At 72.8% G+C, this 16,267-nt stretch carries 16 protein-coding genes and 1 pseudogene; 2 read left to right on the forward strand and 15 right to left on the reverse strand.

The genetic code is table 11. The annotated features are described in order from the left end of the window. Positions 1-62 precede the first annotated feature (62 nt). From ACIQVZ_RS15200 to ACIQVZ_RS15235, 8 genes are all read right to left on the reverse strand, one after another. Positions 63-176 carry a DUF6893 family small protein gene (locus ACIQVZ_RS15200; RefSeq protein ID WP_380345916.1) on the reverse strand — a complete coding sequence of 38 codons (114 nt, stop codon included), beginning with the start codon at positions 174-176 and terminating at the stop codon, positions 63-65. Continuing rightward, positions 170-685: a hydrogenase maturation protease gene (locus ACIQVZ_RS15205; protein ID WP_402450260.1), complete on the reverse strand. Its 516-nt coding sequence runs from the start codon at positions 683-685 to the stop codon at positions 170-172. The genes ACIQVZ_RS15200 and ACIQVZ_RS15205 overlap by 7 nt, the downstream gene beginning before the upstream one ends. Then, the gene (locus tag ACIQVZ_RS15210; RefSeq protein WP_402450262.1) at positions 682-2,052 is read right to left on the reverse strand and encodes a hypothetical protein; all 1,371 of its coding nucleotides are present in this window, start codon (positions 2,050-2,052) and stop codon (positions 682-684) included. The genes ACIQVZ_RS15205 and ACIQVZ_RS15210 overlap by 4 nt, the downstream gene beginning before the upstream one ends. Continuing rightward, positions 2,049-2,783 (reverse strand): DUF6084 family protein, encoded by a 735-nt coding sequence (locus ACIQVZ_RS15215; RefSeq protein ID WP_402450265.1) that lies wholly within the window; start codon positions 2,781-2,783, stop codon positions 2,049-2,051. The genes ACIQVZ_RS15210 and ACIQVZ_RS15215 overlap by 4 nt, the downstream gene beginning before the upstream one ends. After that, on the reverse strand, positions 2,780-3,427 hold the full coding sequence (locus ACIQVZ_RS15220; RefSeq protein WP_402450268.1) for a DUF5947 family protein: 648 nt from the start codon (positions 3,425-3,427) through the stop codon (positions 2,780-2,782). Before ACIQVZ_RS15220 ends, ACIQVZ_RS15215 begins: the two co-directional genes overlap by 4 nt. Further along, positions 3,424-3,885, reverse strand: coding sequence for a thioredoxin (locus tag ACIQVZ_RS15225; protein ID WP_350886886.1), 462 nt, complete (start codon positions 3,883-3,885; stop codon positions 3,424-3,426). The genes ACIQVZ_RS15220 and ACIQVZ_RS15225 overlap by 4 nt, the downstream gene beginning before the upstream one ends. Further along, entirely contained in the window at positions 3,882-5,666 is a 1,785-nt protein-coding gene (locus ACIQVZ_RS15230) for a nickel-dependent hydrogenase large subunit (protein ID WP_350886889.1), read from the reverse strand. The genes ACIQVZ_RS15225 and ACIQVZ_RS15230 overlap by 4 nt, the downstream gene beginning before the upstream one ends. A gap of 89 nt (positions 5,667-5,755) precedes the next feature. Continuing rightward, the gene (locus ACIQVZ_RS15235) at positions 5,756-6,811 is read right to left on the reverse strand and encodes a hydrogenase expression protein HypE (RefSeq protein ID WP_350886892.1); all 1,056 of its coding nucleotides are present in this window, start codon (positions 6,809-6,811) and stop codon (positions 5,756-5,758) included. Between the two features lie 176 nt (positions 6,812-6,987). Between ACIQVZ_RS15235 and ACIQVZ_RS15240 the strand changes: the two genes are divergently transcribed. Beyond that, the gene (locus ACIQVZ_RS15240) at positions 6,988-8,241 is read left to right on the forward strand and encodes an SLC13 family permease (protein WP_402450298.1); all 1,254 of its coding nucleotides are present in this window, start codon (positions 6,988-6,990) and stop codon (positions 8,239-8,241) included. A 44-nt stretch (positions 8,242-8,285) separates the two neighbouring features. On the opposite strand, the gene ACIQVZ_RS15245 is transcribed toward ACIQVZ_RS15240, so the two are convergent. The 4 genes from ACIQVZ_RS15245 to ACIQVZ_RS15260 all read right to left on the reverse strand — a co-directional run bounded on the left by ACIQVZ_RS15245 (position 8,286) and on the right by ACIQVZ_RS15260 (position 13,424). After that, positions 8,286-10,253, reverse strand: a complete 1,968-nt coding sequence (locus ACIQVZ_RS15245) for a LamG-like jellyroll fold domain-containing protein (RefSeq protein WP_402450270.1) — start codon at positions 10,251-10,253, stop codon at positions 8,286-8,288. Positions 10,254-10,399: 146 nt separating this feature from the next. Further along, positions 10,400-10,996: a hypothetical protein gene (locus ACIQVZ_RS15250; RefSeq protein ID WP_402450272.1), complete on the reverse strand. Its 597-nt coding sequence runs from the start codon at positions 10,994-10,996 to the stop codon at positions 10,400-10,402. 88 nt (positions 10,997-11,084) lie between these two features. Then, positions 11,085-12,245: a GDSL-type esterase/lipase family protein gene (locus ACIQVZ_RS15255; RefSeq protein ID WP_402450273.1), complete on the reverse strand. Its 1,161-nt coding sequence runs from the start codon at positions 12,243-12,245 to the stop codon at positions 11,085-11,087. Positions 12,246-12,416: 171 nt separating this feature from the next. Continuing rightward, positions 12,417-13,424, reverse strand: coding sequence for an AraC family transcriptional regulator (locus ACIQVZ_RS15260; protein ID WP_350886904.1), 1,008 nt, complete (start codon positions 13,422-13,424; stop codon positions 12,417-12,419). Positions 13,425-13,580: 156 nt separating this feature from the next. Here ACIQVZ_RS15260 and ACIQVZ_RS15265 point away from each other — a divergent pair, with 156 nt between their 5' ends. Continuing rightward, positions 13,581-14,075, forward strand: coding sequence for a DUF1772 domain-containing protein (locus ACIQVZ_RS15265; RefSeq protein ID WP_402450277.1), 495 nt, complete (start codon positions 13,581-13,583; stop codon positions 14,073-14,075). Between the two features lie 88 nt (positions 14,076-14,163). Here ACIQVZ_RS15265 and ACIQVZ_RS15270 read toward each other — a convergent pair whose 3' ends face one another. The 3 genes and pseudogenes from ACIQVZ_RS15270 to ACIQVZ_RS15280 form a co-directional block, all read right to left on the reverse strand. Then, complete coding sequence (locus ACIQVZ_RS15270) at positions 14,164-14,793, reverse strand: polysaccharide deacetylase family protein (RefSeq protein WP_402450278.1); 630 nt, start codon at positions 14,791-14,793, stop codon at positions 14,164-14,166. 273 nt (positions 14,794-15,066) lie between these two features. Beyond that, positions 15,067-15,660 carry a DUF1772 domain-containing protein gene (locus tag ACIQVZ_RS15275; protein WP_402450280.1) on the reverse strand — a complete coding sequence of 198 codons (594 nt, stop codon included), beginning with the start codon at positions 15,658-15,660 and terminating at the stop codon, positions 15,067-15,069. Positions 15,661-15,841: 181 nt separating this feature from the next. Next, positions 15,842-16,267 (reverse strand): annotated as a pseudogene (locus tag ACIQVZ_RS15280) (NmrA family transcriptional regulator); the annotation flags it as partial.

Raw genomic sequence — 16,267 nt, forward strand, 5'->3', positions numbered from 1 at the left:
TACCTGTTCGCAGCACGCCGATGGTGCCCGCCGCGCGTACTGCTCCGCCACCGCGTCCGCTCCTACATCCGCCGGATCCGCAGGTAGCGCCTCAGGTCGGGAAGGCTCTGCCAGATCAGCGCCGCGGCTGCGGCCAGGACGGCCGCGGCGGCGGCGACGGCGAGGTTCTTCAGCATGGTGCCGCCTCTCTGTGGGTGTGGGCGTCCGCGGTGAGGACGCGCAGGATCACGGCGACCGCCTCGTCGACGGCGGCGGCCACCGGGGCGCTCAGTCCGATGCCCTCCTCCAGCGAGGCGGGTTCGCAGCCGACCACCAGGACCCGCCCGGGCGCGGTGCCGCCCGTTCCGGCGGCCAGGGTGGCGAGCAGGGCCAGCACGGCGTCCGGGCCCATCCGGTGGCCGTCCAGGACCATCGATTCCACCGGTCCGGCGTCCGCTTCGATCAGGTACACCGTCCCCGGCTCGCCGCCGCGCGCGGTGGCGTCGACGAGCACCAGCATCCGGTAGCCGTCCAGGAGTTGGTAGGCCAGGTGCACGCCGCGCACGCCGACGTCGAGGAGCTCGACGCCGGCGGGCAGCTCCCGGGCGGCGAGGCGCCGGACGGTCTCGACCCCGAAGCCGTCGTCGCCGAGGAAGATGTTGCCGACCCCGGCGACCAGGACCCGCCCGGTCCGGTCGGCGCTCACGGCCCTTCCACCGGGGTGACCTCGTCGGGCTGGAAGTACCGGAAGCGGCCCTGCGCCCGCCACAGGTCGGCGCCCGGGTCGTCGTCCACGGTGACGGCCAGGTGGACCGAACCGTCGACGTCGTGCAGCACCGCCTCCACCAGCGCGGTGCGCCCGTGCAGGAACAGGTCCTGGGCGTCGGTGCGGCGGCGCCCGGGCCGGAGCCGCACCCGGCTGCCGGCGGCGACCGGGCGGCCGTCGATCACCACCTGGTCCCGTCCGGGGTCCGTCTGCGGGTCGTTGCCCGGATCCCACCAGGGCCGGTCCGCCCCGGCTTCGGGGTCGGTGAGTTCGCGCAGCCCCCGGACGGCACCGTGCAGGCGCTCCAGGATCTCGGGGGGCATCGAGTCGGCGAGGTCGATCACCGCGCCGGCCCGGTCGTCGGTGCCCCGGGCCTCGCGCTTCTCCCGCTCGGTCAGGGCCGCGGTGCGCAGCGCGAGGATCTCGTCGATCTCGGTGGCGTCGTAGAGAGCGCCGGGGCTCTCGGGCGCGATGTGCGGGTGGTCCTCCAGGATGATCGGCGAGGAGAGCAGCACCTTGCCGCTGCCGGGCGGGCCTGCCAGCACGGGCCAGGTGTGTTCGTTGCGGCACGCTCGCACGGCCTCGCCCGCCCACTCGGGCGGGTCGGTCGCCGAGAGGAAGGAGCCGCGGTCGAGGCCGAGCAGCAGGTGGGCCGAGACGAGGGCGTGTGCCAGTGCGGCCTCGCGCCGGGTGCCGGGCGTCGGGTCCCAGTCGGAGGTGTTCTCCACCAGGACGGTCAGCCGCTGCGCCCGGTAGGGGCCGGGTACGTCCTGGGCGGTGATCCGCAGTCGGCCCCGGACCCGTTCGCGGCGGCGCAGGAGCCGCCCGGCCAGTGCACCGTCCTCGACGAGCGGTTCCTCGTCCTCGGCCGCGTCGAGTTCGAAGCCGCGGACGGCTTCACCGGCCGCCAGTTCCTCGACCGGGACGAGGAGTTCGATCCGCTCCTCGACCCCTTCGTCCCAGGGGACGAGCACCCGGTCGGCGAGCTCCAGCTCGTCGACGGTCCGGAATCCGCCCTGTCGGCCGGCCTCCTGGACCGTCCGCCGCTGGAGGCGCAGGAACCGCAGCTCGACGGCCAGCTGGTCGCCCTGGCGCGCTTCCATCACGCATTCGGTGCGCTGGTGGGAGTGCTCGCCGCTGTCGGCGCCGTAGCGCGGCGGGGTCAGGACGCCGAACTGCCAGCGCAGCCGGTTCTTGGCCGCTGACGCCCGGTAGGGGTAGAGCACGTAGCCCTCGAAGAGGACGGCGTCGGCGATCTGGCGGGCGTGGGCGAACCTGTTCTCGCTCTCGTGGGCGGGCGCGGTCACCGCTCCCCCTTCGCGGTCTGGGCCGCCTTGACGGCCTGGGGTGGCTTCACGGCCTGGGTCGTCGCTGCGGCCTCGGTCGTCACTGCGGCCTGGGGCGGCTTCACGGCCTGGGCCGTGCCGAGCAGCTCGCGCACGGTGGCCTCCCAGGACGGCAGGGCGTGCCGGGAGCGGTAGGCGAGCAGTTCGGCCATCAGGTCGGCGGGCAGCCGGAGCCAGCCGCAGCCCGGAAAGTGCGCGTCGATCGCCTCCCGCCAGACCTTGACCGGCATCCGCACGGCGGCTTCCTGGTCCCAGGCCACCGGGGTGACCTGGAAGCCGCCGGGGCCGGCGAAGGCGGTGCCCGAGAAGAGCAGCAGCAGCGGTACGTCCCCGTCGTCCAGTGCGGCGAGGTAGCGGGCGGCGGAGACGTCCATGTCGTAGGTGCAGGGCACCACCAGGTCGGTCTCGGTCTCGCCGGTGAACGCGCCGACCAGCAGCGGGACCTGGGCGAACTGGACCGGGTGGAGGGTGCCGGCCCAGCGTGAGCGCTCGCCGAACAGGTCGGTCAGCCGCCCGCCCTCGGCGTCGCCGTAGCGGCGCCGGGCCGGTTCGATCCGCAGTTGGCAGCGCAGTGCCAGCGCGTGCACCCGCACGTCGGCGGGGGCGGTGATGCGCAGCCGGAAGACCAGGGCGGGCCCGGCGGCGTAGGGATCGGCCCGCACTCCGGTGCAGGCGAAGGAGATCGAGGTCACCGGGCGCCGCCTTCGGGGAGGACGCGGGACCGGGCGGCCAGGCGGTCGAAGAAGGCGGTCTGTTCGGCGCGCGCCTCGGCCCCGCCGTCGAAGCCCTTCCAGCAGCGCCGCAGTCGGCCGACGAGTTCGTAGCAGACGTCGACCGGCACCAGGTAGCACTGGATGCCGTCGGTGTCGCGGCGCAGCAGCAGCGCCTCCACGTCCGGCCGCAGTTCGGCGTGGAGGCGGCTGGCGCCGAGTGCGGCCTGCCAGGCGGCCTCGTCGGGTTCGGCCTCGGTCGCGCCGCCCGGGCCGGGGTAGAGCAGGACGGACCGCTGCAGGCGTGTGGTGCGCAGCAGGAACGCGGTGGCGACCGGGATGCCGAGGGCTGCCCAGGCGTCCTCGCCGAGGGGGTGGGCCGGGTCGGTCAGGTAGCGGTCGGGGACGGCGCGGTAGCGGCCGTCGGCCGCGCCGGGCTGCTGGAACAGCAGGGCGCAGGCGGTGCAGGCGCAGGTGAGCGCCTGCTGGTCGGTGTCCGCCAGGTGGCGGTGCTCGGCGGGCAGGTGCCGGCCGCAGAACTCGCAGCGTTGCGGCTGCGGGGGTGCGGGCTCCCGCAGCCGGCGCAGCAGCGCGGTGCCGGGCCGGTCGAGCTGGCGGAAGGTCATCGCGGGTCCGCCGGGGGCCGGGCGCCGATCTGCAGCAGTTCCGCGGGGCGTTCGAGCTCGACCGCGGTGACCTCGGGGGCGTGGCAGGCCAGGGCGTTCTCGATGTCTTGTTCGCCGCACCCGCAGCCGCTGCGGGTGCGGCGCAGCCGGGCGGTGCCGGTGGCGGGGTCGAAGGCGGCCAGGTCGACCGGTTCGGGCAGGGTGGCGAGTGCGCGGGTGATGCGGGCGGTGACGTCCTCGGGGTGCAGGTCGTGCAGGACGAGCAGCCCGGCCAGTGACGGTTCGTCCAGCAGCCGGGCCAGCGCGACCGGCGGCAGGGCCTGGACGAGGCGGGCCAGGGCGTCGCCGTAGAGGGCCATCAGTTCGCGGACGAGGTGCTCGCCGGCCTCCTGCGCGTCGGCGCCGGCCAGGTGGTCCAGGGCCTCCTGGATGCGGGCCCCCGCCTGTTCCGGGGTCATGCGGTGAGTCCGCTCAGCCCGGTGGGCACGTGCATGGTCTGCACCGTCCTGCCGTCGCCCAGGTACATGTGGACGCCGCAGGGCAGGCAGGGGTCGAAGCTGCGCACGGCGCGCATGATGTCGATGCCCTTGAAGGTCTCCGGGGGGTTCTCCTCGAAGATCGGGGTGTTCTGGACGGCGTCCTCGTAGGGGCCGGGGGTGCCGAAGCTGTCGCGGACGCTGGCGTTCCACGGGGTCGGCGGGTAGGGGTGGTAGTTGGCGATCTTGCCGTCCCGGATCACCATGTGGTGGGACAGCACGCCGCGTACGGCCTCGGTGAAGCCGCAGCCGATCGACTCGTCCGGCACCTCGAAGCGCTCCCAGGTCTGGCTGCGCCCGGCCCGGACCTCGTCGAGCGCCTTCTCGGCGAAGTGCAGGGCCGCGGCGGCCGCGTAGGCCTGGAAGTAGGTGCGGGCGCGGTTGCGTTCGATGGCGTTGCTCCACTGCGGGATCTTCCACTCGAAGGTGGTCTCCGGCTTGGTCATGGAGCGCGGCAGGTTGATCTGCACGCTGTGTCCGGTGGCCTTGATGTAGCCGATGTCGACCAGTCCGGACAGCGCGGTGGACCACAGGCGGGCGATCGGACCGCCGCCGGTGTCGAGGGCGAGGTAGTCCTTGCCGTCGAACCAGCGGGGGGACATCACCCAGCTGTACTTGTCGTCGAAGTCGCGTTTCTGCGGGGCCGGGATGGTGTGCTGGTTCCAGGGGTGGCGGGGGTCGACGGGGTTGCCCAGCGGGTCGTGGGTGACGAAGAGCTCCTTGCCCTGCCAGTCCTGGTAGTAGGAGCTGCCGAGCAGGATGCGGATGCCGAGGTTGATCTCGGTGAGGTCGTTGGTGACGAGTTTGCCGTCCACCACGATGCCCGGGGTGACGAACATCCGCCGGCCCCAGTCCGTCATGTTGCGGTAGGTGAAGTCGCAGTGGTCCGGGTCGTTGAGGCTGCCCCAGCAGCCGAGCATGACGCGGCGCCGGCCGACCTCCTCGTAGCCGGGCAGGGCCTCGTAGAAGAAGTCGAAGAGGTCGTCGTGCAGCGGCACGACCTTCTTCATGAACTCCACGTAGCGCATCAGCCGGGTGAGGTAGTCGGTGAACAGCTGGACGGTGGCCACGGTGCCGACGCCGCCGGGGTAGAGGGTGGAGGGGTGCACGTGGCGGCCCTCCATCAGGCAGAACATCTCCCGGGTGTAGCGGCTGACCTGGAGCGCCTCGCGGTAGAACTCGCCCTCGATGGGGTTCAGCGAGCGCATGATGTCGGCGATGGTGCGGTACCCGTGGTCGCCGGCGTGCGGTGCCTCGGTGCGTTCGGCCAGTTCCAGGACGCCGGGGTTGGTCTCGCGGACCATCTTCTCGCAGTAGTCGACCCCGACCAGGTTCTCCTGGAAGATGTTGTGGTCGAACATGTACTCGGCGGCCTCGCCGAGGTTGATGATCCACTCGCCGAGGTGCGGGGGCTTGACCCCGTAGGCCATGTTCTGCGTGTAGACCGAACAGGTGGCGTGGTTGTCGCCGCAGATGCCGCAGATCCGGCTGGTGATGAAGTGCGCGTCGCGCGGGTCCTTGCCGCGCATGAAGACGCTGTAGCCGCGGAAGACCGAGGAGGTGCTGTAGCACTCCGCAACCTTCTTCTGCTTGAAGTCGATCTTCGTGTGGATGCCCAGGCTGCCCACGATCCGGGTGATCGGGTCCCAGGACATCTCCACCAGACCGCTGCCGTCGCCGGCCGTCCTGGTCGTCGGTGCCATCGTCTGTCATGCCCTTCTGTCAGCGGGAGGAGGCTCTGCAACGGCCCGCCCGCCCCGGGTGGGGCGGGCGGGCCGAAGGGGGAAAGGGGTCACCACGGCGGGCGGTAACCGGTGGTCAGGCGGCGCCCCGTGTGCCGCCACTTGGGCTCCTGGTCGACCGTCCGGCCCGTGATCGTGCGCAGGCGGCGGATCACCGCCCCGTACGCCGAGCTGGCGCCCGTCGAGACCCGGGAGCCGGGCGGCGGGTCCATGAACGGCATGAACTTGTCGGGGAAGCCCGGCATGGTGCAGGCGATGCAGATGCCGCCGACGTTGGGGCAGCCGCCGATGCCGTTGATCCAGCCGCGTTTGGCGACGTTGCACTTGACGACCGGGCCCCAGCAGCCGAGGCGCACCAGGCACTCGGGCGTGCCGTAGTCGGTGGCGAACTGGCCCTGTTCGTAGTACCCGCCGCGGTCGCAGCCCTCGTGCACGGTCGCGCCGAACAGCCAGGCCGGACGCAGCTTGTCGTCCAACGGGATCATCGGCGCGGAACCGGCCAGCTGGTACAGCAGGTAGGTCAGCGTCTCGGCGAAGTTGTCGGGCTGGATCGGGCAGCCCGGCACGCAGACGATCGGCAGGCCCGCCTTGGACTTCCAGTCCCAGCCCAGGTAGTCGGGCACGCCCATGGCACCGGTCGGGTTGCCGGCCATCGCGTGGATGCCGCCGTAGGTGGCGCAGGTCCCGATGGCGACCACCGCGGTGGCCTTGGGGGTGAGGCGGTCCAGCCACTCACTGGTGGTGATCGGCTGGCCGGTGTCCGGGTTGTCGCCGAAACCGCACCAGTAGCCCTCCTCCTTGATCGTCTCGTTCGGGATGGAACCCTCGACGACCAGGACGAAGGGGTCGAGCTCGCCGCGGTCCGCCTTGAAGAACCACTCCACGAAGTTGTCCGCGCCCTGGACCGGACCGCACTCGAAGTCGATCAGCGGCCAGTGGACGGCGACCTTCGGCAGGCCGGGGAGCGCGCCGGTGACGATCTCCTCGATGCTGGGCTGCATCGCCGCGGTCAGGGACACCGAGTCCCCGTCGCAGCTCAGACCGGCATTGATCCAGAGAATGTGCACCACGGCGGCGTCGGCTGAAGTTGTTGCAACCGCACCCATGAGGATGCCTCCTCAAAAAAACGGGAGCCGAACAGATAGGCTCAAAAAATTCATAGCAGCAGTTCAGTCCGGCCGCCGGTCCAGAGATCCGGGCAGGTCGCTCGAAGGGACGCAAGCCGGCGCACCCGTCCGGGTGGCCGTCAGCCGGACTCGGCTGGTCTCGAAGGGAGCCCGCACTGAACACCCCGCTCGCGGAGGGCCTGGCACTGGTACTGCTGCTGGCCGTGCTGGCCTGCGCCGTCGTCCGGCCGTGGGGCTGGCCCGAGGCCGCCGTCGCGGTGCCCGCCGCCGCCCTGCTGGTCGCCACCGGCGCCATATCGCCCGCGCACGCGCTGGAGGAGGCCGAACGGCTGGGGCCGGTGGTCGGGTTCCTGGCCGCGGTGCTGGTGCTGGCGCAGCTGTGCGACGAGGAGGGGCTGTTCCACGCCTGCGGGGCGTGGATGGCCCGGACCGCCGCGCGGCCCGGACGGCTGCTGGTGCAGGTGTTCGCCCTGTCCTCGGTGATCACCGCGGTGCTGAGCCTGGACGCGACGGTGGTGCTGCTGACCCCGGTGGTGTTCGCCACCGCCACCCGGCTCGGCGCCCGGCCGAAGCCGCACGTCTACGCCTGCGCGCACCTGTCGAACACCGCGTCGCTGCTGCTTCCGGTGTCCAACCTGACCAACCTGCTGGCGTTCGCGGCCAGCGGCCTGAGCTTCACCCGGTTCGCCGCGCTGATGGCCCTGCCGTGGCTGGTGGCGATCGGTGCCGAGTACGTGGTCTTCCGCCGGTTCTTCGCCGCCGACCTGGACAGCGGGGCCCCGCCGCCACCGGACGAGGCGGCCCCCGAGCTGCCGCTGTTCGCGCTCGTCGTGGTGGCCTGCACGCTCGGCGGGTTCGTCCTCACCTCCGCGCTGGGCGTCAATCCGGCGTGGGCGGCCGCGGCGGGGGCCCTCGTGCTGGCCGGCCGGGCGCTCGCCCGGCGCCGCATCACGCCCACGGCGGTCGTCCGGGCCGCGAACGTTCCGTTCCTCGCCTTCGTCGTCGCCCTCGCGATCGTCGTCCGCGCCGTGGTCGACAACGGCCTCGCCGCCGCGCTCGGCCACGTGGTCCCCGCCGGCACCGGACTGCCGTCCCTGCTCGCGGTCGCCGTGCTGGCCGCCGTCCTCGCGAACGTGATCAACAACCTGCCCGCCGTCCTGGTCCTCCTGCCGCTGACGGCGGCCTCCGGCCCGGGTGCGGTGCTGGCGATGCTGCTCGGCGTGAACATCGGCCCCAACCTCACCTACGCCGGATCCCTGGCCACCCTGCTGTGGCGCAAGATCGTCCAGCAGCACGGGAGCACCGTCCGGCTGGGCGAGTTCACCCGCCTCGGCCTGCTCACCGTCCCGCCGGCGCTGGTGCTGTCCGTTCTGGCGCTGTGGGTGTCGCTGCGGGCCCTGGGAAGCTGACGGGCGGGGCGCCCGTCGGACGGACGCCCCGGAGCGCGGGGGTGTCAGGAGATCATGAAGTCCCGGACCGGCAGGGGGCGGTTGACCACGCGGACGTCGCCGATCCAGCCGTGGAAGACCTGGTTGAGCGCGCCGCCGTACCCGTAGCCGCCGAGCAGCCAGGGGTGGCCGAGGGTGCTGAGGCCCTCGGACGGCGTCGAGGGGTTGCGGACGACCTCGCAGCCGTTCACGTACATCCGGGTGAGCCGCCTGTTGTTGACGACCGCGACGTGCCACCAGGCGCCGAGCGGGAGTTCGTGGCCCCAGTTGGTGACGGGACCGCTCAGGTTGGTCGGGTAGACGCACCACTGCAGTTCCCGCCCGCCGGACAGGCTGAGCGTGGCGACCGGCTCCTGCGGGTCGGTGTCGGGGCCGTTCTTGCCCGCCTCCCCGCTCGTGCCCCAGCGGCTGAGCAGCGCCGTCCAGGCGTTGCGGCCCGCGTCCCAGTCGGCCGGCAGCTTGAAGAACGCCTCGAAGGTGTAGCCCTGCTGGAAGGTGTCGGCGTTCATCGGGGCCTTGGCGACGGTCTGCAGGTAGGCGCCCTGGACCGGCTTGCCCCGGCCCGCGAAGCAGAGGCTGCCGCGGCCGGGCTGGTCGGGGTGCGACTCGGTGGACCAGGTGAGCGTCCCGGCCGGGCTGCCCGGGGCGGTCTGCTTGACGAGGTCGTTGCCGTGACCGCTCAGGTCCTTGACGACCTGGGAGTCGGCGACGGCGCTGCCGTCCGGCCGTCCGCCGTCGAAGCGCCAGTAGGCGACCGTGCCCGGGATCGTCAGCTGACGCGCGGGGCGCGCCGGGCGGGCCGGGACCGGGGCGAAGCCGGCGAACCGCCGCGCGAAGTCCACCTGCACCGAGAAGCTGTCCACCGGGCCGGTCAGCTCGATCTCCTCGCTGGCGAGGCGGTTGACCTTCTCGGCGGCCAGCTGCTGGATCCAGGGCGAGTACGTCCGCACGTCGATGGTGTTGCGGTCCAGGTCGAAGCGGTAGGCGCGGATCATCGCCGCGCCGCCGTAGTAGCGGTTCTGGTAGTTGGTGATGTGGACGTGGACGTCGTGGCCGGCCTTGTTGGTCAGCGTGGTGCTGCCGGGCGGCCAGTAGTGGCCGTTCAGGGTGAGGAAGATCTGGTCGTTGCCGCTGATCAGCCTGTCCCAGAGGGCGTGCCCGTGGTCGGACAGCTGGGCGGCGCCGCCGTCGTCGGCGTAGGCGAGGTCGTGGGTGGTGAGGATGACCGGCACGGTCGGGTGCCGGGCGATGACCGAGTTCGCCCAGGCGAAGCCGCGGTCGGACAGCCGCCAGTCCAGCGAGAGCACCATCCAGTCCCGGCCTGCTCCCCGGAACAGGTGGCAGGTGTTGTAGCCGTCCGGGCTGGCGCCCTTGAAGGTCGCCGAGCGGGCGAACCGGGCCGGGTTGAAGGTGTCCAGGTAGGCCGTCCGGCCGCGCTGGTCGTCGCTGCCCGAGCCGACGTCGTGGTTTCCGGCCAGGACGCTGTAGGCCGCGCCGTGGCGGTCGAGGAGGGTGAAGGCCTTGCCCGCGGCGGCGAACTCCTCGGCCTTGCCGTTCTGGGTGACGTCGCCCAGGTGCGCGAGGAAGACGAAGTTCTCGTCGCTGCCGTCCAGCACGTGGCGCAGCGAGGCCTCCAGCGGGGCGGGGTGGATCCGGTCGTCGTCGAAGAGGTACTGGGTGTCGGGCATCACCGCCAGGGAGAAGCGGGGGCCGTCCGGGTCGGGATCCCAGGCGCCCCGGCCGTCGTCCGCGGCGGCGGGCGCGCCGAAGGCGTCGGCCGTGGCGGGCTCGTCCGCCGCCGCCGTCGCCGTGGAGCCCGCCCCGAGGACCGCCAGCCCGGCGCCGACCAGACCCGTCGCGCGCAGGAAGGCGCGGCGTCCGGCCGCCGCCGGCGCGTCGGAGTCGAACCCGACGGTCCGCGGGCAGCTCGGCCCGTGGTCGTCGTGGGGCAGGTCGTTCTGATGGTGGTTCATCGGGGCAGCTCCTCGGGCCGTGCGCGGTGATCGCGACGTTAGGGGCACGACGCGGACCACCGACCGGACGGCCGGCCTCCGCACGGTGAACGCCCGGGGAACGTCCCCCGCGGGCCGCTGCTCCCCGCCCGACTTCTGCTGCCGGGTCAGTGGCCGCCCTTGGGTTCGGTGCAGCCGCCGTCCAGGTACATGCCGTGCGGGTGGACGTCGGGCGGGGAGGTCAGCAGGCCACTGACGCACAAGATGGCTTCGGGGATTTCGAGGTCGAATCCGGGGGCGCCGGTGGAGGTGCGGACGTTGACCAGCTCGGCGGGGTAGCCGAGGCGCTGGAGGGCCGCGCGGAGGCCGGCTTCGTCGAGGACGGCCGACGTGCCGGCGGGCCGCAGGGCGTCCGCGATCCGTGCCGCGTGGGCCTCGCCGCGGCACTGGGCGTCGGCGAGGAGCCTGACGGTCTGTTTGTAGGCGTGGTTCTCCGCGTACTTGTCGGCCCAGGTACCGCCGTCGCCCGTGGGGGCGGCGGCCGGGGCGGACGGCGGTGTGGCGGCGACGCCCGCGCATTTCGCCGCGACCTCGGGGAAGAGCCGGTCGTGACGGGCCAGGGCCTCGGCCCCGGCCTGGCCGGGCGCGCGGGATTCGGTGTGTGATGCGTTGCTCGGTGCGCTCGTCGATCCGCAGCCGGCGAGCGCCAGCGCCGTCACGGCCGCCGCCAGGCCGGTGGCCGTCCTGCTCCAGGTGTGCCTCATCTGCCTTCTCCCCCTCGGTCGTTGGCCCTCGGCCCGTTGCCCCGCGATCATTGGATGATTGTCGCGCACGAGGGCGGCGGCGGGCGGGTCAGTCCGCGAACGGGCCGGTGTCTCCGAAGGCGAGGCGGGTGAAGTGCTCGGCGATGCGGTGGTGGCCGGCCTGGTCCGGGTGCAGGTCGTCGGGGAGCGGGTGGTCGTCGTGGTCGGCCTGGCCGTAGAGCGAACAGCCGTCCAGGTAGTGCAGGTTGAGGTCGCCGTCGGCGGCGCGGGCGGCGACGGTGCGGGCGAGTTCGGTCCGGATGACGGTGAGGGTGAGGCGGCCCGCCGCGGTCTCGGCCGGGTCGCCGGTGGCCCGGAAGCGCAGCGCCCCGGTGCTGAAGTCGACGACGAGGGGCCCCGGGGTGTCCTCCTGGATCGGGCAGAGGATCGGGGAGACGACGAGCAGCGGCGTGGCCGGGTGCCCTTCGCGGACGGTGTCGAGGAAGCCGTGCACCGCCGGGACGAAGGCGCGCAGGCGCATCACGTCGGCGTTGACGAGGTTGATGCCGATCTTCAGGCTGATCAGGTCGGCGGGGGCGTCGCGGATGGCGCGGGCGGTGAACGGGTCGAGCAGGGCGCTGCCGCCGAAGCCGAGGTTGACCAGGTCGACGCCGGCCGCGGCCGCCGCCAGGGCGGGCCAGGTACCGGTCGGGTGGGTGGCGTTGGAGCCGTGGCTGATCGAGCTGCCGTGGTGCAGCCAGCGACGGCGGGTACCGGCCGGGACCGGGGTGACGGGGGCGTCGGTGTCGAGGGCGAGGAGTTCGGTGGTCTCGGTGTGCGGGAGCCAGATCTCGACGGTCTTGTCCCGTGCGGGCAGACCGGTGAACCGGGCGGTGCCGGGCGGGCCCTGGGTCAGCTCGACGCGGCCGGTGACCATGTCGATGGTGCGCAGGTTGCCGCCGGACACCGTGGTCTGCGCCGCCAACTGCCCGTCGACGAGGAGGTCGTACACCCCGTCGGGCGGGGTGGGCACGCCCACGTAGGCCCGCTTGGTCGGGACGGTGTGCAGGTCGATCGCGGTGGCCCGGGTGCGGAAGGCCAGCCGGACGCCGGTGGGCTGGGACTCGGCGATCGCGAGTTGCTCGTCGGGGATCTGCCGGCGGGCCCGAGCGGGCAGGCGGTGCGGCAGCAGGCCGCGTCCGGTGTGCTCGACGTCGAGGTGGCCGTGCAGCAGGGCCTCGGTGACGGGGGTGGTGAAAGAGGTGTTCATCGCTGTTCCATCGCGTTCCGTGCGGGCCCTGCCCGTGCCATGTGCTTTCTGCCGTCCGGCTATAACCAGTATGGGATTGCCTAATGAGTTTAGGCAAATGGGATTACGGCATTGGATTCCCCGTCCCGGATTCCCAGGTCGTGGCTGTCGGCGGCGGCCGCGGCCACAGCGTCAGCCCGCCAGGATGACCGTCTCCGCCGGGCCGGAGAAGCCGGCCTGCTGGGCCGGGGCGCCGGTCGCGGCGAGGCGGCGGTGCTCCTGCGGGCTGACGCCGCGGACGCGCTTGAAGGCCGCCGAGAGGGCGAAGGCGTTGCTGTAACCGACCTTGCGGGCCGCGAAGGCGACGGTGCACTCGGGTTCGCGCAGCAGGTCGGCGGCGACGGCCAGCCGCCAACCCGCCAGGTAGGCCATCGGCGGTTCACCGACCAGGCCGGTGAAGCGGCGGGCCAGGCCGGCCCGCGACACCCCGACCCGCTGGGCGAGGTCGGCGACCGTCCAGGCGGTGGCCGGGTCGTCGTGCATCAGCCGCAGCACCGGCCCGACGACGGCGTCGTGCTGGGCGCGGTACCAGGCCGGGGCGCCGGAGTCGGGGGCGGCGAGCCAGGAGCGCAGGACGGAGACGACCAGCAGGTCCAGGATGCGGTCCAGGACCAGTTCCTGACCGGGCTCGTTGCGCCCTATCTCGGCGGCCAGCAGGTGCACCAGGGTGTCGTCGGCGCCGGTGCCCGCCGGGCGGACCAGCAGGGCGGGCAGGCAGGCGAGCAGGCGCTGGCCGATCTCGTGCTCGGCCTGGTAGGTGCCGGACAGGACCACCGAGGACGCCTGGTCGCCCTCCCGGCCCTGCCCCCAGGTCCGGACGCCGAGCGACATCACCTCGGAGACGTCCACACCGCCGCGCGTGCAGACCTGGCCGGGGCCGACGATCACGTCCACGGGGGTGTCGGGGTCGTCCGCCACCGTGTACGGCTCCGGGCCGCGGACGATCGCCACGTCGCCGGGGTGCAGCAGCAGCGGCGTGCCGCGCTCGGGCAGGATCCAGGCCTCGCCGCGGACCATCGTCACCACCGACAGCGGGGCCCGGTCCTCGATCCGCAGTGACCACGGCGGGGTGAGGATCGAGCGCAGCAGGAACGCGCCGCGGGCCTTGGGGCCGTCGAGGAGTCCCGTCAGAGTGTCCATGGGCCCAAGTGTAGACGGCAAGACATCATTTGACGGTTCGTCATTTGAGAGGGTCTTGAGTGGTCGAGGTGGCCCGAGCGGCCCGGATGCCGGATGATCGGCGCACGGGGGACGAACCGATACGCAGATACGCAGAGACAGTGAGGGGCTACGAAGATGGAACTGGCACGCACACTCGCACTGGTGGCGGCCACCGTCACCTGTGGACTGACCGCCGGGTTGTTCTACGCGTTCGCGTGCTCGGTCATGCCCGCGCTCGCGCGGGTCGAGGACCGCACCTTCATCGAGGTCATGCAGCGCATCAACGTGGCCATCCTGAACGGCTGGTTCGTCCTCGGCTTCGTCGGCGCCCTCCTCACCACCGGCGCCGCCGTCGCCCTCCACCTGCCCTCCGACGGCCACCGCGCGCTTCCCGCCACCGTCGCCGCCCTGGTGCTCTACATCGCCGCGATCGGCGTCACCCGCTCCGTCAACATCCCGCTCAACGACGAACTCGCCGCCGGCGGCGAGCCCAGGCGCATCACCGACCCGGCCGCGGTCCGGGGGCGCTTCGAAGCCCGCTGGGTCCGCTTCAACGTGCTGCGCGCCCTGCTCTGCACCGCCGCCGTCGCCTGCCTCGCCTGGGCGCTGATCCTGCACGGCCAGTCCTGACCCCGCGCCCGGCCGGGCCCCCGGATACGCCTTCGAACTCCCGCGACGCGCGCGGGAGTTCGAAGGCGTATCCGGGGCGGGTCACGCCCTAGCCGCAGAGGGCCCCGAAGGTGTACCCGCGCGCCTTGAGGGTGGAGAGGATCGTCGGAAGCGCGGCGGCGGTCTGGCTGCGGTCTCCGCCGCCGTCGTGCAGCAGGATCACCGAGCCCGGGCGGACGTTCTTCAGCACCCGGGACTGGATGGCCGCCGTTCCCGGCCGGGACCAGTCGGTCGGGTCCACCGACCACAGCACGACCTGCTTGCCGAGCGCCGCCGCGCGCGAGCGCACCGCGCCGTTGACCGAACCGTAGGGCGGGCGCAGGCAGCTCGGGGTGCGGCCGGTCTGGGCCCGGATCGCCTTGTCCGTGTTCGCCACCTGGGCGTTGACGGCGGAGGCGGAGAGCCGGCGCAGGTCCGGGTGCGACCAGGAGTGGTTCTGCACGCTGTGGCCGGCCCGGGCGACCTGCCCGGTGAGCGCCGGATGGGCGGCGACGTTCTGCCCGATCTCGAAGAACGTCGCGCGCACGCCGTAGCGGGCGAGGATCCCGAGGATCCTCGGCGTGTACGTGGGGCTGGGGCCGTCATCGAAGGTGAGGTAGACGACCTTTCCTCCTTTGTCGGCCTTGGCGCCCGCCGCCTCGGCGGGCGCGGCCGGCACCCCGACCGCCGCTCCCGCCACCAAGGCGACGGCGAGTGCACCGATCGCGGTCCGAATCCGCCCAACCGCCCTGCGCCTGCCGGAATGTACGGCCATGCCTGCCCCCTGCCCCTGGTGCCGGAACCGCCCTGTACCGACCAGTCTGCGCCGGAGGGCGCCGCGGCCGCGACCGGCCGGGGGTGAATTCGGCCAGCCGCTCGGTGGGTTGACCAGCAGCGGGAACGGGCCGGGCACGGCGACCGCCCCCGGTGGGGATCCACCAGGGGCGGCAACCCCGTTGCGGGGGCAGGCCGTTCAGCGCGAGGCGCGGCCATGCAGGACCAGCGCCCGGGTCAGGGCCGCCAGGCCGCCCGTGCAGAGCAGCGTGCGGAGCATGTTGGTGGCCACCCAGGTGCCCTCGAACTTGGCGCGCACGCCCGCGAAGTCGGTGATCTGGGACGGGTCACCGGCCTGCGCCAGCTGGTCGTTGAGCGGGATGTTGACGCCCATGGTGACCATCAGGGCCACCACGTAGAGCACCGTCGCCCCGGCGGCCCACAGCGCCGCCTGCCGGCGCCCGGCCTTGTGCTGGAGCCAGGCCGCCACGCCCGTCGCCACGAAGGCGCCGACGAAGACCAGGCCGAACATCCCGTTCTCGATCGACTTGTTGATGTGCTGCATCGCCGTCACGTACGTCCGGTCGTCACCCGCCGCGAGGCCCGGCATCACGGACACGTCGAAGGCGAAGAACAGGCCCGCCATCAGGCCCATCGCGATGGTGGCGCCCGCCAGGACGGGCCCGGCGGCCTTGCTCCGTGCGGCGGGGGCCGCCGAGGCGCCCGGCGCGAGGCCGCCGAAGGAGGATGGAGCGGAGTAGGAAGCTGGAGTCGCGGTCTGGTTCGAGCGCATCGGTAATCCTTCGATTTCTCCCCGGCCCCCGCCCAGCGCGGGGGCCACCACGGTGCCCGGGCACCGGCTTCCGTACCGCTCCCGGGTTCGACCCGGATGGACGGTCAGGAAGTCGGCGAGGCCCGGCACCGACGATCAACGAGACTGACTGGACTGCTGGTTGTGCGGCACGGTGGGCGGCTCACACGTCCCAGACCCCGGACGCGGCGGCCTCGCGGGCGAAGTCGGCGAAGTCCCGCGGCTCACGCCCCAACGCCCGCCGCACCCCGTCCCCCAACGAAGCGTTACGACCGTCCAGGATCACCGAGAACAACTCCGCGAAGTCCCCCGGCAGACCCGCCTCCTCCAACACCCCCCGGTACGCCGCCTCCGACACCGCCTCGAACCGCACCTCACGACCCGTCGCCCGCGACAACTCCACCGCCACATCCGCGAACGACAGCAACCGCGGCCCCGTCAACTCGTACACCTCCCCCGCATGCCCCGCCCGCGTCAACGCCGCCACCGCCACATCCGCGATGTCCTCCGCATCCACGAACGGCTCCACCGCACCCCCCACCGGCAACGCCAACTCCCCCGCCAGCACCGGATCCAGGAAGAAACTCTC

Origin of the sequence: Kitasatospora sp. NPDC098663 (assembly GCF_044760075.1) — a bacterium.
Lineage (GTDB): Bacteria > Actinomycetota > Actinomycetes > Streptomycetales > Streptomycetaceae > Kitasatospora.